Source organism: Pseudomonas sp. DL (assembly GCF_047199225.1).
GTDB lineage: Bacteria > Pseudomonadota > Gammaproteobacteria > Pseudomonadales > Pseudomonadaceae > Pseudomonas > Pseudomonas aeruginosa.
Genome location: NZ_CP178323.1, coordinates 1,907,433 through 1,928,322, shown reverse-complemented (window position 1 = coordinate 1,928,322; position 20,890 = coordinate 1,907,433). Strand labels below are relative to the sequence as shown.

Genomic DNA, 20,890 nt, shown 5'->3' with positions numbered 1-20,890 from the left:
GGTCATCGGCCGGGCGGGCGCAGGCGCCCGCCCCGAGCCTTACTCTTCGTTGCCTTCCGCTTCCGCCGCGGGCTCGGACTCGGACTCGGCCGACTCGCCCAGAGATTCGGCAGCTTCCTCGCCCTCGGGCAGGTCCTCGTCATCTCCGCCCGACGGCTCCTGGACACGCTCCAGACCGACCAGTACCTCGTCGCTGGCGAGCTTGATCAGGGTTACGCCCTGGGTATTGCGGCCGGACAGGGAGACTTCGTCGACACGCGTCCGCACCAGGGTGCCCTGGTCGGAAATCAGCATGATCTCCTCGCCTTCCTGGACCTGTACCGCGGCGATCAGCGCGCCGTTGCGCTCGTTGGTGACCATGGCGATCACCCCCTGGCCGCCGCGGCCGCGACGCGGGAACTTGCTCAGCGGGGTACGCTTGCCGAAGCCGCGCTCGGAGGCGGTGAGGATCTGCGCCCCGGACTCCGGAATCAGCATGGAGATCAGCTGCTGCCCCTTGCCCAGGCGCATGCCACGTACGCCGCGGGCGTTGCGGCCCATGATGCGCACCACGCTCTCGGCGAAGCGGATCACCTTGCCGGCGCTGGAGAACAGCATGACTTCCTTGGCGCCATCGGTGATCGCGGCGGCGATCAGGGTGTCGCCCTCTTCCAGCTTGAGCGCGATCAGGCCGCTGCTGCGCGGACGGCTGAACTGCACCAGCGGGGTCTTCTTCACGGTACCGAAGGCGGTGGCCATGAAGATGTAGGCGCCGGTCGGCTCGGCCACCAGCTCGGCGGTCTCGCCCTCGACTTCCTCGACCTCGGCGGCCTCGACCACCTCGCCCTCGAGCACCGCTCCTTCGGCTTCGTCGAGGTCGTCATCGGCGCCGCCGTTCTGCTGCAGCGCCTCCAGGTCGATCTGCAACATCGCGGTGATCCGCTCGCCCTCGTCCAGCGGCAGCAGGTTCACCAACGGCCGGCCACGCGCGGTACGCGAGGCTTCCGGAATCTCGAAGGTACGCAGCCAGTAAACCTTGCCCTTGCTGGAGAACAGCAGGAGGGTCGCATGGCTGTTGGCCACCAGCAGGTGTTCGATGTAGTCCTCGTCCTTCATCCCGGTGGCGGACTTGCCTTTGCCGCCGCGACGCTGCGCCTGGTAGGCGGCCAGCGGCTGGGACTTGGCGTAGCCGCCGTGGGAGATGGTCACCACGCGGTCTTCCTCGGTGATCAGGTCGGCGATGGTCAGGTCGACCTGGGAAGCCACGATCTCGGTGCGGCGAGCATCGCCGAATTCGGCCTTGACCGCTTCCAGCTCCTCACGGATCACCTCCATCAGGCGCGCCGGGTTGGTCAGGATGCGGATCAACTCGCCGATCAGGTTGAGGATTTCCTGGTATTCGGAGAGCAGCTTCTCGTGCTCCAGGCCGGTCAGGCGATGCAGGCGCAGCTCGAGGATCGCCTGGGCCTGTTCCGGCGACAGGTAGTACTTGCCGTCGCGCAGGCCGTACTGCGGATCCAGGTCTTCCGGGCGACAGGCGTCGGCGCCGGCACGCTCGACCATCGCTTCCACCGCGCTGGACTCCCAGGCAGTGGCGATCAGGCGTTCCTTGGCCTCGGCCGGGGTCGGCGAACTCTTGATCAGCTCGATCACCGGGTCGATGTTCGACAGGGCGACCGCCTGGCCTTCCAGGATGTGCCCGCGCTCGCGGGCCTTGCGCAGCTCGTAGACGGTACGCCGGGTCACCACTTCGCGGCGGTGGCGGACGAACACCTCGAGCATGTCCTTCAGGTTCAGCGTGCGCGGCTGGCCGTCGACCAGGGCCACCACGTTGATGCCGAACACACTCTGCAGCTGGGTCTGGGCATAGAGGTTGTTGAGGACCACCTCGCCCACCTCGCCGCGACGCAGCTCGATGACCACGCGCATGCCGTCCTTGTCGGACTCGTCGCGCAGCTCGGAAATACCCTCGATCTTCTTCTCTTTCACCAGCTCGGCGATCTTTTCGATCAACCGCGCCTTGTTCAACTGGTACGGCAGCTCGGTGATGATGATCTGCTCGCGACCGCCGCCCTTCTCCATCTCCTCGACGACGGCGCGGGCACGGATGTAGATGCGCCCGCGACCGGTGCGGTAGGCCTCGATGATCCCGGCGCGGCCGTTGATGATGCCGGCGGTGGGGAAGTCCGGACCGGGGATGTACTGCATCAGCTCATCGACGGTCAGGTCGGGGTTGTCCATCAGCGCCAGGCAGCCGTCGATCACTTCGCCGAGGTTGTGCGGCGGGATGTTGGTCGCCATACCCACGGCGATACCGCTGGAACCGTTGACCAGCAGGTTGGGAATCTTGGTCGGCATGACCGCCGGGATCTGCTCGGTGCCATCGTAGTTGGGCACCCAGTCGACGGTTTCCTTTTCCAGGTCCGCCAGCAGTTCATGGGCCAGCTTGGCCATGCGCACTTCGGTGTATCGCATGGCTGCGGCGTTGTCGCCGTCCACCGAACCGAAGTTGCCCTGGCCGTCTACCAGCATGTAGCGCAGCGAGAACGGCTGCGCCATGCGCACGATGGTGTCGTAGACCGCGGTGTCGCCGTGCGGGTGGTACTTACCGATCACGTCGCCGACCACACGGGCGGATTTCTTGTAGGGCTTGTTCCAGTCGTTGCCCAGCTCGCTCATGGCATAAAGCACACGGCGGTGCACCGGCTTCAGGCCGTCACGTGCATCCGGCAGGGCCCGCCCGACGATCACGCTCATCGCGTAGTCGAGATAGGACTGTTTCAGCTCGTCTTCGATATTGACCGGGAGAATTTCTTTGGCCAGTTCGCCCATGAGAAGCCTGGTTCCTTTTTCTGGTGGAACTTCGCCGCCTCGATCCTGAGGCAAACGAAGTAGGTCGGCGCATGCCCGAGCAGCGCCAACTCACTACAAATCAACGACTTGAGTCAAGGATTCGCGCACTCTCGAGGCCCCTCCGCGGGGCGCTCGAATAACCGTCGGAGCTTACCACAGCCCACGCCCCAGCCCAAGGCAAAGGCCCTGGCGGGGACGACCTCCAGTCGCCTCGTTCAATGCAGGCGCTTGCGGCTCATCAGGGCGGCCATGCGCTCGGCGTCGGGACGCTCGACGACGCCACGCTCGGTCACGATGGCATCGATAAGGTCCGCCGGGGTCACGTCGAATACCGGATTGTAGGCATCGACCTCGGCCGCCACCCGTCGCCCGCCGATTTCCAGCAGTTCGCGACCGTCGCGCTCTTCGATCGGGATGTCCTCGCCGCTCTCCAGGTTCATGTCGATGGTCGAACTCGGCGCCACCACCATGAAGCGCACGCCGTGGTGCATGGCGTTGACCGCCAGCTGGTAGGTGCCGATCTTGTTGGCGACATCGCCATTGGCGGTGATGCGGTCGGCGCCGACGATGACCCAGGTGATGTTTTCGGTCTTCATCAGGTGCGCGGCGGCCGAATCCACGTTCAGGCTGACCGGGATGCCTTCGTTGGCCAGCTCCCAGGCGGTCAGTCGCGAGCCCTGGAGCCAGGGCCGGGTTTCGTCGGCGTAAATGCGATTGACCAGGCCTTCCAGGTGCGCGGCGCGGATCACCCCCAGCGCGGTGCCGAACCCGCCGGTCGCCAGGGCGCCGGTATTGCAGTGGGTGAGGATGTTCTGCGGGCTGCCCTGCTGCTTGCGGATCAGCTCCATGCCCAACTGGGCCATGGTCAGGTTGGCCTCGCGGTCGCTTTCATGGATGGAGATCGCCTCGGCTTCCAGCACCGCCAGCGGCTGGTCGCCCTCTTTCATTCGCTCCAGACGGTCGCGCATGCGGTTCAGCGCCCAGAACAGGTTGACCGCCGTGGGTCGGGAGTCGGCCAGCAGGCGGAAGTCCTCCTCCAGCGCGGCGCGCCAGTCGCCGCCCTGCGCCAGGCGCGCGCGGGCGCCAAGGACGATGCCGTAGGCGGCGCTGATGCCGATGGCCGGCGCGCCGCGCACGACCATATCGCGAATGGCCTTGGCCACCTCGGCCGCCGACTCGTGTTCGAGCCAGACCTCCTCCTGGGGCAGCAGGCGCTGATCCAGCAACCGCAGCGTACCGTCCCGCCACTCGATCGCCTTGACCCGCTCGGCCGCCAGCAGTCGCTCTCGCATGCACACACCTCTCGCTGAATCACGGAAAAGCTGCGGATTATAACGAGCCCCAGCCGCGGACGCTCGGGTATACTTCCGGCTTCCCGCTCTGCGCCCAGGATGCGCCGCCATGCCCAACGTCCGTAACCCCTTCGACCTCCTCCTGCTGCCGACCTGGATCGTCCCCGTGGAGCCCGCCGGGGTGGTGCTGCGCGACCACGCGCTGGGCATCCGCGACGGCCAGATAGCCCTGGTCGCGCCGCGCGAGCAGGCCATGCGCCATGGCGCCACGGAAATCCGCGAATTGCCGGGCATGCTGCTCGCCCCCGGTCTGGTCAACGCCCACGGCCATTCGGCGATGAGTCTGTTCCGCGGTCTCGCCGACGACCTGCCGCTGATGACCTGGCTGCAGGACCACATCTGGCCGGCCGAAGGCCAATGGGTCAGCGAGGATTTCATCCGCGACGGCACGGAGCTGGCCATCGCCGAACAGGTAAAGGGCGGCATCACCTGTTTCTCCGACATGTACTTCTATCCACAGGCCATCTGCGGCGTGGTCCATGACAGCGGGGTCCGCGCCCAGGTGGCGATCCCGGTACTGGACTTCCCGATCCCCGGCGCCCGCGACAGCGCCGAGGCGATCCGCCAGGGCATGGCGCTGTTCGACGACCTCAAGCACCACCCGCGCATCCGCATCGCCTTCGGCCCGCACGCTCCTTATACGGTGAGCGACGACAAGCTGGAGCAGATCCTGGTGCTCACCGAGGAACTCGACGCCAGCATCCAGATGCACGTCCACGAGACCGCCTTCGAGGTGGAGCAGGCCACGGAGCGCAACGGCGAGCGCCCGCTGGCCCGCCTGCACCGCCTCGGCCTGCTCGGCCCGCGCTTCCAGGCGGTGCACATGACCCAGGTGGACGACGACGACCTGGCGATGCTGGTGGAAACCAACAGCTCGGTGATCCACTGCCCGGAATCCAACCTCAAGCTGGCCAGCGGCTTCTGCCCGGTGGAAAAACTCTGGCAGGCCGGGGTCAACGTAGCCATCGGCACCGACGGCGCGGCGAGCAACAACGATCTCGACCTGCTCGGCGAGACCCGCACCGCGGCGCTGCTGGCCAAGGCCGTGTACGGCCAGGCCACCGCCCTCGACGCCCACCGCGCGCTGCGCATGGCCACCCTGAACGGCGCCCGCGCGCTTGGCCTGGAGCGCCTGATCGGCTCCCTGGAAGCCGGCAAGGCCGCCGACCTGGTGGCCTTCGATCTGTCCGGCCTGGCCCAGCAACCGGTCTACGACCCGGTTTCGCAACTTATCTATGCCAGCGGCCGCGACTGCGTGCGGCACGTCTGGGTCGGCGGCAGGCAACTCCTCGACGACGGCCGCCTGCTCCGTCACGACGAACAGCGTCTGATCGCCAGGGCCCGCGAATGGGGGGCGAAGATCGCCGCCAGCGACAGGTCCTGAACCGCGGCGGGCCGGCCCGCTGCGACAAACTGACATAGGAAGGCGAACCGCCGCCGGCCCCATCCCTCCGCCAAAGCTGGCAACATGAAGGATTGGATTCCGCCGCCGCGGCCCTTCCCCCAAAGGCTTCACTCTTCAACGGGAACGATTATGAGCAACGTCGACCACGCCGAGATCGCCAAATTCGAGGCACTGGCCCATCGCTGGTGGGACCGCGAGAGCGAGTTCAAGCCACTCCACGACATCAACCCGCTGCGCGTCAACTGGATCGACGAGCGCGCCGGCCTGGCCGGCAAGAAGGTGCTCGACATCGGTTGCGGCGGCGGCATCCTCAGCGAAGCCATGGCCCAGCGCGGCGCCAGCGTCACCGGCATCGACATGGGCGAAGCGCCGCTCGCGGTGGCGCGCCTGCACCAGCTGGAATCCGGCGTCGCCGTCGACTACCGGCAGATCACCGCCGAGCAGATGGCCGAGGAAATGCCCGGGCAATTCGACGTGGTCACCTGCCTGGAGATGCTCGAACACGTGCCGGACCCGGCCTCGGTGATCCGCGCCTGCCACCGCCTGGTCAAGCCGGGCGGACAGGTATTCCTCTCGACCATCAACCGCAATCCCAAGGCCTACCTGTTCGCGGTGATCGGCGCGGAATACATCCTCCAGTTGCTGCCGCGCGGGACCCACGATTTCCGCAAGTTCATCCGTCCGTCGGAACTCGGCGCCTGGTCGCGCGAGGCCGGTCTCGAGGTCAAGGACATCATCGGCCTGACCTACAACCCGCTGACCAAGCACTACAAGCTGGCCAACGACGTCGACGTCAACTACATGGTCCAGACCCAGCGGGAGGCGTGAAGCGCATGCGGCTCAAAGCGGTACTGTTCGACATGGATGGCACCCTGCTCGACACGGCGCCGGACTTCATCGCCATCACCCAGGCCATGCGTGCCGCCCACGGCCTGCCGCCGGTGGACGAGCAACGGGTGCGCGACGTGGTCTCCGGCGGCGCGCGCGCGATGGTTGCCGCGGCCTTCGGCCTGTCGCTGGACAGCCCGGAAGTGGAACCCCTGCGCCAGGAGTTCCTCGACCGCTACCAGGAGCATTGCGCGGTTCTCAGCCGGCCCTACGACGGCATCCCCGAACTGCTCGCGGCGATCGAGAAAGCCGGGTTGATCTGGGGCGTGGTGACCAACAAGCCGGTGCGCTTCGCCGAACCGATCATGCAGCGCCTGGGCTACGCCGAGCGTTCCAGGGTGCTGGTCTGTCCGGACCACGTGACCCGCAGCAAGCCCGATCCCGAGCCGCTGCTACTGGCCTGTAGCCAGCTCGGCATCGATCCGTCGAGGGTGCTGTTCATCGGCGACGACCTGCGCGACATCGAATCCGGCCGCGACGCCGGGACCAAGACCGCGGCGGTGCGCTACGGCTACATCCACCCCGAAGACAACCCCGCGCACTGGGGCGCCGACGTGATCGTCGACCACCCGCGCGAACTCATCGACGTTCTCGACCGCGCGCTCTGCGACTGCTGATCCGCAGCGCCGCCGACAGACAACGACCCGCCGCCAGGCGGGTCATGCATTCAAAGGATTCGACATGTTCCAGTACTCCGCCCGCCCCGACCTGCTGAAAGACCGCGTGATCCTGGTCACCGGCGCCGGCCGCGGCATCGGCGCCGCCGCCGCCAAGACCTTCGCCGCCCACGGCGCCACCGTGCTGCTGCTGGGCAAGACCGAGGAGTACCTGAACGAGGTCTACGACGCCATCGAGGCCGCCGGCCATCCGCAGGCCGCCGTGATCCCGTTCAACCTGGAGACCGCCCAGCCGCACCAGTTCGAGGAACTGGCGGCAACCCTGGAGAACGAGTTCGGCCGCATCGACGGCCTGCTGCACAACGCTTCGATCCTCGGTCCGCGCTCGCCGATGCAGCAGATTTCCGGGGAGAACTTCATGCGCGTGATGCAGGTGAACGTCAATGCCATGTTCATGCTGACCACCGCCATGCTGCCGCTGATGAAGCTCTCCAGCGACGCCTCGATCATCTTTACCTCGAGCAGCGTGGGCCGGAAGGGCCGCGCCTACTGGGGCGCCTATTCGGTATCGAAGTTCGCCACCGAGGGCCTGATGCAGACCCTTGCCGACGAACTCGACGGTACCAGCGCGATCCGCGCCAACAGCGTCAACCCCGGCGCCACCCGCACCAGTATGCGCGCCCTCGCCTACCCTGGGGAAAACCCGCTGAACAACCCCACCGGCGAGGAGATCATGCCGGTCTACCTGTACCTCATGGGGCCGGACAGCGCCGGCGTCAACGGCCAGGCCTTCGACGCCCAGTGATTCCCCGGCAGCCTCGCCGCCCGGCGAGGCTGCCCTGTCCTTCCCTTCCCTCTTCCCGTCCGGAACTTCCCATTCTTTTTGCATATTTTTCCCACTGAGTGGGAAAGTGGTTTCATTTTCCGGGAAATCGCCTTCACCCTGTGGGTCAAGGAGTTCCCATGTCGAAGCATTCCCCCACCGATCGCCTGCTGCAGATCCTCATTGCCCTCGGCCAGGCTCCCGAAGCCCTGTCTGCCAAGGAGCTGTCGCTGACCCTGGAGCAGCCGCTGAGCAGCACCTACCGGCACCTGAAGACCCTGTTGCGCTGGGGCCTGGCCGAAGAACAGGCCGGCCAGGGCCGCTACCTGCCCGGCCCGGCCTGCCTGCAACTGGCGAAGAAATTCGATCGCGAGGCCTCGCTGATCGGTCTCGCCAAACCAGAACTCAAGCGCCTGGCCGACCTGAGCCAGGAGAGCGTGGCGCTGATGGTGGCCAGCAACCAGCAGGCGATCTGCCTGGAACTATTCGACAGTCCGCAGCCGCTGCGCTGCTGCTACCAGAAAGGGCTGGCGCAGCCGCTGTTGCATGGCGCCTCGGCCAAAGCCCTGCTGGCGCACCTGGAGGACGAACGGCGCGAGGAGCTGTACCTCGCCCAGGAACTCTCCGCCGAGCGTATCGACAAGCTGGAGCAGGAACTCCGGCTGATCCGCGAACAGGGCTACGCCGTCAGCCAGGGCGAGATCGACGAAGGCGTCTGGGGCATCAGCGTACCGCTGCTGGACAGCCGCCAGCGCCTGCACGGCGCCCTCAGCCTGATGGCCCCCGCCTTGCGCGCCCAGTCGCGCAGCGAACGCTTGCGGCAATGGACCCTCGACGCCGCCGCGCGACTTTCCGCGCGGCTGGACTGACCAACAGGAGTTTCGATGTACCCCGCCCCCGACATGAGCCTCTGGCAAGGCCGGATCGATAGCCAGGAAGGCGCCGACGCGCGGCGCTGGCACCAATGGATGCGTCCCTACGCAGACGACGCCGAAGCGGCCAGCGTGCTGCTCGGGTTCGCCAGCGACGAAGGCGTGCGCCGCAACCAGGGTCGCCAGGGCGCGCGCCACGGACCGCCAGCCTTGCGTCGCGCGCTGGCCAACCTGGCCTGGCACGGCGAGCAAGCGATCTACGATGCCGGCGACATCGTCGCCGGCGACGATCTGGAAGCCGCCCAGGAATGCTACGCGCAACGCGTCGCCGACCTGCTCGCGCGCGGCCACCGGGTGGTCGGCCTGGGCGGCGGCCACGAAATCGCCTACGCCAGCTTCGCCGGCCTCGCCCGCCACTTGAGTCGGCATGAGCGCCTGCCGCGCATCGGTATCCTCAATTTCGACGCGCATTTCGACCTGCGCCACGCCGAACGGGCCAGCTCCGGCACGCCGTTCCGCCAGATCGCCGAACTCTGCCAGGCCAGCGACTGGCCGTTCGCCTACTGCTGCCTGGGCATCAGCCGCCTGAGCAACACCGCGGCGCTGTTCGACCAGGCCCAGCGCCTGGGTGTGCGCTACCTGCTGGACCGCCAGTTGCAGCCATGGAACCTGGAACGCAGCGAAGCCTTCCTCGACAGCTTCCTGCAATCCGTCGACCACCTCTACCTGACCGTTTGCCTCGACGTACTCCCGGCCGCCCAGGCGCCCGGCGTCAGCGCGCCCTCGGCGCACGGCGTGGAGATGCCGGTGGTGGAGCACCTAGTCCGCCGCGCCAAGGCCAGCGGCAAGCTGCGCCTGGCCGACATCGCCGAACTCAACCCGCAACTCGATAGCGACCAGCGCACCGCCCGGATCGCCGCGCGCCTGGTCGACAGCCTGGTCAACTGATCGCCCTTTCGCCCACACAACAACAATAGAGCCACGCCATGCCGACATTGCCCCTGGACGCCCTGTCCACCACCGCCCTCGCCCTGCTCCTGCTCGCCCTCGGCAGCCAATTGAAGAAGCGCAGCCGCTGGCTGACACGTCTGTGCGTACCGTCGCCGGTGATCGCCGGCTTCGGCTTCGCCTTCCTGGTCTGGCTGCTCAGGGATCGCGGCTGGCTCGACATCGGCCTCGACACCAGCCTGCAGACACCCCTGATGGTGGCGTTCTTCACCACCGTCGGCCTCGGTGGCAGCCTCGGCCTGCTGCGCAAGGGCGGCAAGACCCTGCTGGTCTACCTGTCGGCCTGCTGGGCGCTGGCGATACTGCAGAACCTGATCGGCGTCGGCAGCGCCGGACTGCTCGGCCTCGACCCGTTGCTCGGGATCATGGCCGGCGCGGTCTCGCTGGAAGGCGGCTTCGGCGCGGCGGCGGCCTTCGGCCCGGTTGCGGAAGGGCTCGGCGCCCAGGGCGCGACCACCGTGGCGCTGGCCTCGGCCACCTTCGGCATGGTCGCTGGCGGGCTGCTCGGCAGCCCGGTGGCGCACTGGCTGATCGAACGCAACCGCCTGCCGGTGCAGGCGGAAAGCGACAATCGGCTGGAAGCCCTCGGCCAGCAGGAGCGACGCCAGCATGCGGCGGCCACGCTGGACGGCAATCTCCTGCTGCGCCTGCTGACCTGCGTGCTGCTGGTGATGGTGCTCGGCTTCTGGCTCGGCGACGCGCTCGAGGAACGCCTGGGCCTGGTGCTGCCCAGTTATGTCGGGGCGATGTTCATCGCCATCGTCCTGCGCAACCTCGACGACCGGCTCGGCTGGCTGCGCATTCCGGACCACGCCGTCGGCACCCTGGGCGACGTCTGCCTGGGCATCTTCCTGACCATGGCGATGATGAGCCTGAAGTTCTGGGAGCTGGAGAACCTCGGCCTGCCGCTGCTCGGCGTACTGTTCATCCAGGTCGCGGTGCTGTTGCTGCTGACGATCTTCGTGCTGTTCCGCCTGCTCGGCCGCAACTACGACGCCGCGGTGCTCTGCGCCGGCTTCCTCGGCCACGGCCTGGGCGCCACGCCCAACGCGGTGGCCAACATGGGCGCGGTCTGCGAGCACTATCGGGTGTTCTCGCACAAGGCCTTCATCATCGTGCCCCTGTGCGGCGCGGTACTGATCGATCTCGTCGCCATCCCGGCGATCACCTGGTTCATCAACGCCTTCAGTTGAACCATGGCGGCGCTCCGCTAGCGGAGCGCCAGCTTTCCGACGAGCGCCTCGGCCACTCGCCAGCAAAACGCCATTATTCCGTCGAAATCTCTCCGAAATTCCTACAGAATGTGGAAACCATTCCTAGGAAAACCTGTCTGTGCCTCTGATTTCTCCGTTCTTCAGTTGGCTGGCACGAAACTCGCCTTAGCCCTACTGTCGCCGTCTTTCGCGCCAGAGGTTCCGCGCATGGCTCCTCCCAAGCAGTCCAATACCATCGATTTCGACGCCGCCAAGCAGAAGCGCGGCCCCCAGCCCGGTGGCAACGCCAGCGGGCCGCGCGCCAGCAACCTGACGGAGTTGCGCCAGCAACTGACCCTACAGTTGCAGAGCAGCCTGGAGGCGGAGCGGATTCTCGGCCTGTTCTTCGAGGAAGTCCGCCAACTGATCCCGCTGGATGCCCTTGGCTACCGCCATCCGGGCTCCGACCTGCGCCTGGAGTTCGGCAGCAGCGCCAAGCATTCGGTGAGCTATCGCCTGAGCCATGACAGCGACTACCTCGGCGAACTGATCTTCCGTCGCCGCCAGCGCCTCGGCGAAGACGAACAACGGCAACTGGAGAGCCTGCTCGGCACCCTGCTGTTCCCGCTGCGCAACGCCCTGCTCTATCGCGCCGCGATCCAGACCGCCCTGCGCGACGCCCTGACCGGCACCGGCAACCGCATCGCCATGGACCAGGCGCTCGGCCGCGAACTGGAACTGGCCCGGCGCAACCTGCAACCGCTCTCGGTGCTGATGCTCGATATCGACCACTTCAAGCGGGTCAACGACCACTACGGTCACGCCGTCGGCGACGAAGCCCTCAAGGCCGTGGCGGAAACCATCAAGGACCACCTGCGCAATGTCGACATGGTGTTCCGCTTCGGCGGCGAGGAATTCCTCGTCCTGCTGTCCAGCACGCCGCTGCAGGCTGCCTGCATGGTCGGCGAACGCCTGCGCCAGGCGGTGGAGGAACTGGACTACCGGCACGCCGGCGAACCGCTGAAGCTGTCGATCAGCCTCGGTTGCGCCGACCTGCGGCCCGGCGAAGGCAGCGACGACCTGCTGCGACGGGTCGACGAGGCGCTCTACGAAGCCAAGCGCGACGGCCGCAACCGCCTGCGCTGCGCCTGAGGCTTGCCGACTCGCACACCCCGAAGCGCGGAGCGGGCGCATCGGGCGACGGCAGTAGCAACGGCTCTCACCGGCGCAGTCACGATTTCCGCCAAGGTCCTGCCTCTTATGGCTGCGCCGGCTCGTCCGGGCCGCCATAGGCCTGGCGCAAGCGGACGCGCTTCTCCAGCAGCCAGCCGCTGGTTTCCTTGCCGTCTCGAGCCACGTACATGACGTTCAGCCACTCGCCGCTCGGCTTGTAGACAGTGATGAAGTCGCCGGGAATCACGAAGACCCCGGTGACACAGTCGGCACGCGGCGCGCTGTGGAAATAGGCGCGCCCCTTGTCGATCACCTCGCCCTCCAGCGGCGGACGGAAGTTGTCCTCGGGGCCGGCCGTCGCCTCGCCAAGGCTTGCGCAGCTCTGCGCCGGCATCGCCGCATCCGCGGCCAGCCCGGCGACGCTCCATAGCATGCAGAGCGCGATAGCCAGGATCCTGTGCATTTCACCACCTCCTTGTGTGCGGGCGACCATTAGACACCGATTCCCTGGCATGAAAAAGGCCCCCGAAGGGGCCTTTCCAGGGCGCTTTCCGCTCAGCGGCGGAAGCCCGGACGCATACCGTCGCCGGCCGGTTTCGGCCGCCGCTTGACCTGCGGCTTGCGGGCCGCCGGCTTGTCGCCCGGCGCGCTGGCCGGACGCTCGTCGCGCGGCTTGCTCGGGCGCGGCTTGCGGTTGCTCTCGCGGGGCCGCTCGGCAACCGGAGTGCCCTGCTCGCGCCCCTTGCGCTCGGCGCTCGGCTGCGGACCGCGCGCGGGACGCGAAGCCGGCGCGCGACGAGCGGCATTTTCGCCGTCCTCGCGCCGCGGCGCACGCTTGCGCCCGGCTTCCGGACGCTCGCTGCGCGCCAGCGGACGGGCCTGCTTGCGCTGCTGGCGTTCGGCCTTCTCGCGCGCCTTGGTGGTCATGCCCGGCAGGGCCACCGGCTTGAGGCCGACTTCCTCGCTGAGGATGTCGATCTCGCGCTGGTCCATTTCGCGGTAGCGGCCCATGGTCAGCTCGGAGGTCAGGAACACCGGGCCGAAACGCACCCGCTTGAGGCGGCTGACCACCAACCCCTGGGATTCCCACAACCGGCGCACCTCGCGGTTGCGGCCCTCCATCACTACGCAGTGGTACCAGTGGTTGAAGCCTTCGCCGCCCGGCGCCTGCTGGATATCGCTGAACTTGGCCGGGCCGTCCTCGAGCATCACGCCGTTGAGCAGGCGCTCGATCATCTCTTCGGTGACCTCGCCGCGCACCCGTACCGCGTATTCACGGTCCATCTCATAGGAAGGATGCATCAGGCGGTTGGCCAGTTCGCCATCGGTGGTGAACAGCAGCAGGCCGGTGGTATTGATGTCCAGGCGACCGACATTGATCCAGCGACCGGTGCGCAGGCGCGGCAGGCGGTCGAAGATGGTCGGGCGGCCTTCCGGATCGTCGCGGGTGCAGACCTCGCCTTCCGGCTTGTTGTAGATCAGCACGCGACGGACACTCTCGGCGGCCTCTTCGCGGCGGATCAGGTGGCCATCGACGGTGATAGCATCGTGGCTGTCGACCCGCTGGCCGAGGCTGGCCACGCTGCCATTGACGTTGACCCGGCCTTCGGCGATCCACACTTCTACGTCGCGCCGGGAACCGACGCCGAGACGGGCGAGGACTTTCTGCAATTTTTCCCCGACCGGTACGTGGGGATTCTCTGGGGTATCGTTCATCTGGGCACCTCCCGGTGTGGCTGGCAACGAATCGAAGGGCGCGCATCATACGCGCTTCGTCAGGACAAAGCACCGTCCCCGGGCGGAAACCCGGACAATCCCGCTAGACTAGGCCGGGTTCACCCACCCCGCCACCCGGAGGCCCCGGTGCACGACATCCCTCCCTTCAGCGGCGCCAAGCTGGCGCTGTTCTATGGCGACCACCTGGTCGTCTACAAACGCGACGAAAAACCCGGCATTCCCTTCCCCGGCTACTGGGACTTTCCCGGCGGCGGCCGTGAGGGCCTGGAGACGCCTGCCGAATGCGCCCTGCGCGAACTCGAGGAAGAGTTCTCCATCCGCCTGGAAGAACCTCGTATCGAATGGCAGCGACAGTATCCGAGCACCAGCGGCAGCGCGCCCTTCGCCTACTTCCTGGTGGCGCGCCTGGAGGACCGCGAGTTCGAGGCCATCCGCTTCGGCGACGAAGGACAATACTGGCGATTGATGGAGGTGGACGCCTACCTCGCGCATGCCATGGCCGTACCCTACCTGCAGAGCCGGCTCGGCGACTATCTGCGGGAACGCCGGCGCATCGGCGAATAACGCCGATGACGTTAGCCGTTCCATGCCCCGGATAATCCGGACGGCATAAAAAAACCCGGCCGAAGCCGGGCATGCCCAGGCGGGCAGTCTCAGTGTCTGCGGTGCTCGGCGAAGCGCTCCAGGGCTTCGCGGCTGAGGCGCTCGACCTGGGCCCAGTCGCCGCGGTCGACCACGGCCTTGGGCAGCATCCAGGTGCCGCCGACGCACATCACGTTGGGTACCGCCAGGTAGTCGGCGAGATTGTTCAGGCTGACGCCTCCGGTGGGGCAGAAGCGGATATCGGGGAATGGTCCCGAGAACGCCTTCAGCGCCGCCGGGCCGCCGCTGACTTCGGCGGGAAACAGCTTGAAGCGGCGGTAGCCATGGCGGTAGGCGAGCATGATCTCGGAAGCGCTGGCCACGCCGGGCAACAGCGGGACTTCGCTGTCCAGGGCGAAGCGCAGCAACTCGTCGGTGCAACCCGGGGTGACCACGAAGCTCGCCCCGGCCTTTTCCGCAGCGGCGAAGGTCCGCGGGTCGAGCACGGTGCCGGCGCCGATGCGCAGGTGCGGGCGCTCCTCGCTGAGGCGCCGGATGGCGGTCAGCCCGTGCGCCGTGCGCAGGGTGATCTCCAGGGCGGTCAGGCCGCCGGCGGCGAGGGCATCGGCCATCGGCAGGATGTCCGCCTCGCGGTCGATGGTGATCACCGGGAGGATGCGCGCCTCCCGGCACAGCGTGTCGATGCGGGCGATCTTCTGTTCAAGGTTGTGCATGGCTACAGCTCCGCCACTCAGGGGTACCAATGGATCGTCAGCGGCGCGCGGAGGAAGGCGCGAACCGGCATCCGCCGTTCGTCCTCGACCGCCAGCGCGGCGTTCAGGGTGGCCAGCTTGGACTGGCCCTGGATCGCCAGCAGCTGCACCTTCGCCGCCGCCAGCACGGCGCGCGGCAGGGTCAGGCGCTGGTGCGGCACGCTCGGCGCCCACATCGGCAGGCAACGGCGCGTCCCCTGGGGATCCATCGCCAGGTCCAGGCCAGGGCTGTTCGGGAACAGCGAGGCGGTATGGCCGTCGTCGCCCATGCCGAGGACCAGCACGTCGATCGGCAATGGCAGCTCGTGCAGGTGATGGTCGGCCAGCTCGGCCGCTTCCTCCAGGCTCGCCGCCGGCTGGTAGAGGCCGATGAAGCGCGCCTTCGCCGCCTCGCCACGGAGCAGGTGGCGGCGAACCAGGCCGGCGTTGCTATCGGCATGCGACTCCGGCACCCAGCGCTCGTCGGCCAGGCTGACGGTGATCCGCGACCAGTCCAGCGGCTCCTCGCTCAAGGCTTCGAGGAAGGCCACCGGACTGCGCCCACCGGACACCACCAGCAGCGCCTGGCCCTGCTCGGCCAGCGCCGAGCGCAACCGGCCGGCGACCTCGGCGGCCAGGCCGCGGGCCTGCTCGGCGGCGCTGCCCCAGACCTGCAGGCCGACGCCGGCCGGCAGCTTCAACTCAGAAATCGCCATACCAACTCCTCCCATCGCGGGCCACCAGGGCCACCGAGGCCACCGGCCCCCAACTCCCCGCCGGATACGGCTTGGGCGCTTCGCTCAGGCGTTCCCAGCCAGCGATCAGCTGGTCGCACCACTTCCAGGCGAACTCCACCTCGTCCTTGCGCACGAACAGGTACTGGTTGCCCTGGGTGACCTCCAGCAGCAGACGCTCGTAGGCATCGGGAATCCGCGCCGCGTGGTAGGTCTCGGAAAAACTCAGTTGCAGCGGGCCGGTACGCAATTGCATGCCCTTGCCCAGGCCCTGGTCCTTGGTCATCACTTGCAGGGAGATACCTTCGTCCGGCTGCAGGCGGATGATCAGCCGGTTGCTGATCAGCGAACGCTGCTCGGGAGCGAAGATGTAGTGCGGCGGCTCCTTGAAGTGGATGACGATCTGCGACAGCTTCTGCGGCATGCGCTTGCCGGTGCGCAGGTAGAACGGCACGCCCGACCAGCGCCAGTTGCGGATGTCCACGCGCAGGGCGACGAAGGTTTCCGCGTCGCTGTCGCGATTCGCATGTTCCTCCTCCAGGTAGCCCGGCACTGCCTTGCCGTCGCTGAAACCGGCGGTGTACTGCCCACGCACCACGCGCGAAGCCAGTTGTTCTGCGGGAATCGGCTCGAGGGCGCGGAGGACCTTGACCTTCTCGTCGCGAATGCTGTCCGCCGAAAGGTCGCTGGGCGGATCCATGGCGATCAGGCAAAGCAGTTGCAGCAGGTGGTTCTGCACCATGTCGCGCAGTTGCCCGGCCTGGTCGAAGTAGCCCCAGCGGCCTTCGATGCCGACCTTCTCGGCCACGGTGATCTCCACGTGGGAGATGTGGTTCTGGTTCCACTGGGTCTCGAAGAGGCTGTTGGCGAAGCGCAGGGCGATCAGGTTCTGCACTGTCTCCTTGCCCAGGTAATGGTCGATCCGGTAGATGCGGCTTTCCGGGAAGAACCGGGCGACTGCCTCGTTGACCTCGCGGGACGACTCCAGGTCATGACCGATAGGCTTCTCCAGCACCACCCGGGTGCGCTCGGCGAGACCGGCGGCGGCGAGGTTCTCGCAGATGCCGCCGAACACCGAGGCCGGCGTGGCGAAGTAGGCGACCAGCGGCAGTTCGTCATCCACCGCCTCGCGCAAGCCGACATAGGCCTGCGGGTCGAGGAAGTCCATGCTCAGGTAGTCGAGGCGTTCGCGGAAACGCTGCCAGACCACGTCGTCCCACTCCTTCGCCGGCACTGCCAGGCGCAGGCGCTGCTCCAGCGTCGCCAGGTGTTCGGCGGGAGCGCCTTCGTCACGGGCCAGGGCCAGGACGCGGGTATCGCGGTGCAGCAGGTTCTCACGATCGAGTTGGTAGAGCGCCGGGAACAGCTTGCGCAAGGCGAGATCGCCCAGCGCACCGAACAGCGCTAACGTGCAAGGCAGAACGCGGACATCAGGCATTTGTTGTTACCAACCAAATATTGAGTGATATTGAGCCATCCACTGCGCAATTAAGACAAATATGTAGTAATTAAACAACATATTTTTCCCAGCCCGCCACGCTGTTGGTCGCATGCCGGCCTGACGTTAGGATAGGCGCCGCCGCCGGCCCTTCCCCGCCGGGCCGACAGAACACGAGGAACCCGGATGAAAAACCTGCTGGAGCAGATCCAGAGCCGCCTGGACGAACTGAACAAGGCGGAGCGCAAAGTCGCCGAGGTCATCCTGCAGAACCCGCAGCAGGCCACCCGCTTCAGCATCGCCGCCCTGGCCCAGGCGGCAGCGGTCAGCGAACCGACGGTGAACCGCTTCTGTCGCTCCTTCGGCATGAGCGGCTATCCGGAACTGAAGATCCAGCTGGCCCAGAGCCTGGCCAGCGGCGCTGCCTTCGTGACCCAGGCGGTAGCCGAGGACGACGGGCCGGAAGCCTATACGCGGAAGATCTTCAGCAACACCATCGCCTCCCTCGACAGCGCCCACAAGCTGCTCGACCCACGCGTCATCGACCGCGCCGTGGACCTGTTGATCCAGGCCCGGCAGATCCACTTCTTCGGTCTTGGCGCCTCGGCCTCGGTAGCGCTCGACGCGCAGCACAAGTTCTTCCGCTTCAACCTGGCGGTGAGCGCCCAGGCCGACGTGCTGATGCAACGGATGATCGCCTCGGTGGCGCATACCGGCGACCTGTTCGTGGTGATTTCCTATACCGGACGCACCCGCGAGCTGGTGGAGGTGGCGCACCTGGCGCGGGAGAACGGCGCCTCGGTGCTCGGCCTGACCGCCGCCGGCTCGCCGCTGGCCAGGGCCAGCACCCTGTGCCTGGACATCCCGTTGCCGGAAGACACCGACATCTACATGCCGATGACTTCGCGGATCGTCCAGCTCACCGTGCTCGACGTACTGGCCACCGGAGTGACCCTGCGCCGCGGCGTGGACTTCCAGCCGCACCTGCGGCGGATCAAGGAAAGCCTGGTGCCGACCCGCTATCCCCTCGACGAGGACAACTGACCGCCCACCTATTGCAGGCCGGCGGCGAGACTCAGGCGCATGCGTTCGCCGGGCGCCAGGATCAGCCCGCCCGGGCGGTAGCCAGCGGCGCCGATACAGAGGAAGCGTTCCGCTTCGCCCGGCTCGACCTGCTCCACCGGGCGGCTGCCGGGGTGCCAGATCACGCTGCCGGCGCTGACGTTCTTGTCGATCCGCAAGCGGCGGTTCCAGCCGCCGTCCTCCAGCACCAGCGATCCGGGATGGTAGAGCACCTGCTTGACCGCGCCGCGCGGTATCCAGGTTCCCGGAATCCGCGAAGCGCCGCGCTGGCCGCGAGCCGACTCCAGCTCCATGCCGTGCACCACCACCCGGCTCAGCGCGCCGACCCGCCAGTAGGGCTGCAGGGCGAAGCTGAACAGGCAATCGTCGTCTTCCTCATGGTAGCTGCACAGCTCCAGCTCCAGGCGCTGGCCAAGGCGCGCATCGAGGCGCACGTGCCAGTCCTCCAGGTCCAGTTGCCAGCTCACCACCACCTTGCTTTCGTCGGCGTAGGCATCCAGCAGGCGCCATTCGCGTTGCCGCGCCCAGCCCTGCTGCGGCCATTCGCTGCCGTTCGGATGGCTGCCGAACCACGGCCAGCAGACCGGGATGCCGCCGCGCACCGGCGCGCTGCTGAGGGCCGGCCATTCGCTGGCGCACCACAGCAACGGGCGTTCGCCCTGCGGCTGGAAATGCAGGAGCTGCGCCCCTTGCCGACTGAATACGGCCTGGCACAGCGGATGGTCGATCAACAGCAGATCGCGACGTTGGAAGCGTACCCAGTCGAACGGTCGCTTGGCCCGCATGGAATGAAAGAAACGCTGCAGCGGATGCTCAAGCATGTCCGATTGTCCTACCCTCTCCCCTTCCCGGAAAGCCCGGGCGTGCATCCGTGTAGTTTTACTACATTTCGCACGCAAGCCCCAAATGATCGGCACAGGAAAAGCGTAGTCGGTTTGTAACAGGCAGCCGGGAAGAGCGGTCGCCGGAAAAAAACGGCCCGCCCGAAACGCTCGGGCGGGTCCAGGCACAACACCGGAGCAGGCAACGCGACGATCAGAACACCGTCTGGATCTTGATCCCCGCCACCAGCGCGTTGTCGACCTCGTCGACCCCGCCCGGCTGCTTGATGTATTGCAGGTTCGGCCGCACCGTCAGCCAGTCGGTCACATGCACCCCGTAGTACAGCTCGGCGTTGTACTCGGTGTCCTGCAGCGGCTGGTACAGCGGGTTGTCGTAGTCGTCGATGCCGTTCACCTGGTTCACCAGGCGCTGGCGCTTCTTCACATCGTCGTTGACATGGATGCGCGCGATGCCCAGGCCGATGTCGTCCTTCGGCCGCGCGTCGAACGACCCCTTGTAGACCACCCCGAGCTGCTGGTAGTTGTCCACCACGTTGGTCGCCTTGTCGTGGACCGTCAGGTTGGCGAACAGGCTCAACCCGCGCGAGGCATCGCCGTTGTGCGAAGTGACCTGCTGCTGCGCCACCACCCACCAGCCATGCTTGCTGCCGCGCGACTTGAAGTCGTTGCCGGTCAGCCCCTGCGGCTGGCCGTCGACGTCGTCGTAGACGTCATCGGCCTTCGCCGTGCTGTAGTAGTAGCCCAGCCGGTACTCGCCCGGCAGTTGCTCGGCGCCGACCTTCGGCTGCCAGATCAGCTCCACCGGCAGCAACGCGCCCTTGGTCCCGCTGCCGCTCATCTTGAAGCCGTTGCCGGTCTCCAGGTTCGACGGGTTCTGCTCGTAGGCGCCGACCTGCACGTACCAGTCCGGCGCGAAGTTGTACTTCACCCGCAACGCCCACTGGCTGACCGGCCAGTTGTACCAGATGCTCCCCGCCCAGTTGCCCACCTGCGAGCCGCAGAAGGCCAGGTTCTGGAAATCGCAGGGGAAGCTGTTGAAGTCCTCGCCCTCGCCGAAACGGCCGAATTTCACGTCCAGCGCGCCGTCGAAGTACTGCTGCTTGAGCCACAGCTGGGTCAGCCGCCAGGTCTGCCCGCGGCCCCAGACCTCCTGCACCGAGCTGATGTGCCCGGCACGCGGGTCGCCGATGCGGTCGTTGGAAAGGTTCTTGCCGTTGCGCTCGGTGACGGTGAACTGGAACTCGGTAGCCTTCCAGCCGAGGATCTTCTCCAGGTCCATGTGCACGCCCAGGGCGAACTGGTCGGTGTAGCGTCCTGTCTTGTCGTCGTCATAGCCGCCGTCGAGGTTGGCCGCCGCCTCGCCGACGTACTCCAGCTTGAAGTCGTAGCCCTTCTCCAGCAGCTCGGTGCGCTTGCCGCCCCAGTCGCCGAGCATCCATTTCGAGTTCGGGGAGAACGCCTCGGCGGCGTGCGCCGCGCTCCCCAAGCCCAGCGCTCCAAGGGCAAACAGGCAGCCAACGGTCCTGGCGGCCGGTCTGGTTTTCTTGTTCTTGTACATT

Annotated in this window: 19 protein-coding genes; 10 read left to right on the top strand and 9 right to left on the bottom strand. The window is 67.0% G+C overall.

All coding sequences use genetic code 11. The features are described from left to right. Nucleotides 1-39 precede the first annotated feature (39 nt). Together gyrA and mtnA are read right to left on the bottom strand one after the other, a co-directional pair. Nucleotides 40-2,811 (bottom strand): DNA gyrase subunit A, encoded by a 2,772-nt coding sequence (gyrA, locus tag ACI766_RS09060; RefSeq protein WP_003091448.1) that lies wholly within the window; start codon nucleotides 2,809-2,811, stop codon nucleotides 40-42. A gap of 236 nt (nucleotides 2,812-3,047) precedes the next feature. Further along, nucleotides 3,048-4,124: an S-methyl-5-thioribose-1-phosphate isomerase gene (gene mtnA / locus ACI766_RS09055; RefSeq protein ID WP_003091449.1), complete on the bottom strand. Its 1,077-nt coding sequence runs from the start codon at nucleotides 4,122-4,124 to the stop codon at nucleotides 3,048-3,050. A 109-nt stretch (nucleotides 4,125-4,233) separates the two neighbouring features. On the opposite strand from mtnA, the gene ACI766_RS09050 reads away from it, so the two are divergent. The 8 genes from ACI766_RS09050 to ACI766_RS09015 all read left to right on the top strand — a co-directional run bounded on the left by ACI766_RS09050 (nucleotide 4,234) and on the right by ACI766_RS09015 (nucleotide 12,142). Beyond that, a complete protein-coding gene (locus ACI766_RS09050) occupies nucleotides 4,234-5,568 on the top strand; it encodes a TRZ/ATZ family hydrolase (RefSeq protein ID WP_003116418.1) in 1,335 nt (444 codons plus the stop codon). Nucleotides 5,569-5,718: 150 nt separating this feature from the next. Further along, nucleotides 5,719-6,417 (top strand): bifunctional 2-polyprenyl-6-hydroxyphenol methylase/3-demethylubiquinol 3-O-methyltransferase UbiG, encoded by a 699-nt coding sequence (ubiG, locus tag ACI766_RS09045; protein ID WP_003122245.1) that lies wholly within the window; start codon nucleotides 5,719-5,721, stop codon nucleotides 6,415-6,417. Continuing rightward, nucleotides 6,414-7,094 (top strand): N-acetylmuramic acid 6-phosphate phosphatase MupP, encoded by a 681-nt coding sequence (gene mupP, locus ACI766_RS09040; RefSeq protein ID WP_010895650.1) that lies wholly within the window; start codon nucleotides 6,414-6,416, stop codon nucleotides 7,092-7,094. The genes ubiG and mupP overlap by 4 nt, the downstream gene beginning before the upstream one ends. Nucleotides 7,095-7,158: 64 nt before the next feature. Further along, the gene (locus ACI766_RS09035) at nucleotides 7,159-7,899 is read left to right on the top strand and encodes a YciK family oxidoreductase (protein WP_003091453.1); all 741 of its coding nucleotides are present in this window, start codon (nucleotides 7,159-7,161) and stop codon (nucleotides 7,897-7,899) included. Between the two features lie 158 nt (nucleotides 7,900-8,057). After that, entirely contained in the window at nucleotides 8,058-8,786 is a 729-nt protein-coding gene (locus ACI766_RS09030; protein ID WP_003091454.1) for an IclR family transcriptional regulator, read from the top strand. Between the two features lie 15 nt (nucleotides 8,787-8,801). Then, nucleotides 8,802-9,737 carry a formimidoylglutamase gene (hutG, locus tag ACI766_RS09025; RefSeq protein ID WP_003105932.1) on the top strand — a complete coding sequence of 312 codons (936 nt, stop codon included), beginning with the start codon at nucleotides 8,802-8,804 and terminating at the stop codon, nucleotides 9,735-9,737. 38 nt (nucleotides 9,738-9,775) lie between these two features. After that, nucleotides 9,776-10,990: a sodium/glutamate symporter gene (gene gltS / locus ACI766_RS09020; RefSeq protein ID WP_023104577.1), complete on the top strand. Its 1,215-nt coding sequence runs from the start codon at nucleotides 9,776-9,778 to the stop codon at nucleotides 10,988-10,990. Between the two features lie 228 nt (nucleotides 10,991-11,218). Further along, entirely contained in the window at nucleotides 11,219-12,142 is a 924-nt protein-coding gene (locus ACI766_RS09015; RefSeq protein WP_003105929.1) for a GGDEF domain-containing protein, read from the top strand. 106 nt (nucleotides 12,143-12,248) lie between these two features. On the opposite strand, the gene ACI766_RS09010 is transcribed toward ACI766_RS09015, so the two are convergent. Together ACI766_RS09010 and rluB are read right to left on the bottom strand one after the other, a co-directional pair. Next, nucleotides 12,249-12,626 carry a hypothetical protein gene (locus ACI766_RS09010; RefSeq protein ID WP_003116415.1) on the bottom strand — a complete coding sequence of 126 codons (378 nt, stop codon included), beginning with the start codon at nucleotides 12,624-12,626 and terminating at the stop codon, nucleotides 12,249-12,251. 92 nt (nucleotides 12,627-12,718) lie between these two features. After that, entirely contained in the window at nucleotides 12,719-13,879 is a 1,161-nt protein-coding gene (rluB, locus tag ACI766_RS09005; RefSeq protein WP_003113439.1) for a 23S rRNA pseudouridine(2605) synthase RluB, read from the bottom strand. 147 nt (nucleotides 13,880-14,026) lie between these two features. Between rluB and ACI766_RS09000 the strand changes: the two genes are divergently transcribed. Beyond that, nucleotides 14,027-14,464, top strand: coding sequence for an NUDIX hydrolase (locus tag ACI766_RS09000; protein WP_003119712.1), 438 nt, complete (start codon nucleotides 14,027-14,029; stop codon nucleotides 14,462-14,464). 89 nt (nucleotides 14,465-14,553) lie between these two features. Here the strand turns inward: ACI766_RS09000 and ACI766_RS08995 are convergent, their stop codons facing one another. Genes ACI766_RS08995 through zwf form a run of 3 tightly spaced genes read right to left on the bottom strand, consistent with a single transcriptional unit; the run spans nucleotide 14,554 to nucleotide 17,406 of the window. Next, a complete protein-coding gene (locus ACI766_RS08995) occupies nucleotides 14,554-15,216 on the bottom strand; it encodes a bifunctional 4-hydroxy-2-oxoglutarate aldolase/2-dehydro-3-deoxy-phosphogluconate aldolase (RefSeq protein ID WP_017149203.1) in 663 nt (220 codons plus the stop codon). A gap of 17 nt (nucleotides 15,217-15,233) precedes the next feature. Then, nucleotides 15,234-15,950: a 6-phosphogluconolactonase gene (gene pgl, locus ACI766_RS08990; RefSeq protein WP_003113441.1), complete on the bottom strand. Its 717-nt coding sequence runs from the start codon at nucleotides 15,948-15,950 to the stop codon at nucleotides 15,234-15,236. Beyond that, on the bottom strand, nucleotides 15,937-17,406 hold the full coding sequence (zwf, locus tag ACI766_RS08985; RefSeq protein ID WP_003113442.1) for a glucose-6-phosphate dehydrogenase: 1,470 nt from the start codon (nucleotides 17,404-17,406) through the stop codon (nucleotides 15,937-15,939). Before zwf ends, pgl begins: the two co-directional genes overlap by 14 nt. Before the next feature lie 186 nt (nucleotides 17,407-17,592). On the opposite strand from zwf, the gene ACI766_RS08980 reads away from it, so the two are divergent. After that, nucleotides 17,593-18,450, top strand: coding sequence for a MurR/RpiR family transcriptional regulator (locus ACI766_RS08980; protein WP_003091466.1), 858 nt, complete (start codon nucleotides 17,593-17,595; stop codon nucleotides 18,448-18,450). 8 nt (nucleotides 18,451-18,458) lie between these two features. Here the strand turns inward: ACI766_RS08980 and ACI766_RS08975 are convergent, their stop codons facing one another. Then, nucleotides 18,459-19,310 carry a D-hexose-6-phosphate mutarotase gene (locus ACI766_RS08975; RefSeq protein ID WP_003112064.1) on the bottom strand — a complete coding sequence of 284 codons (852 nt, stop codon included), beginning with the start codon at nucleotides 19,308-19,310 and terminating at the stop codon, nucleotides 18,459-18,461. Between the two features lie 214 nt (nucleotides 19,311-19,524). After that, a complete protein-coding gene (gene oprB, locus ACI766_RS08970) occupies nucleotides 19,525-20,889 on the bottom strand; it encodes a carbohydrate porin OprB (RefSeq protein ID WP_017149204.1) in 1,365 nt (454 codons plus the stop codon). Nucleotide 20,890 lies beyond the last annotated feature (1 nt).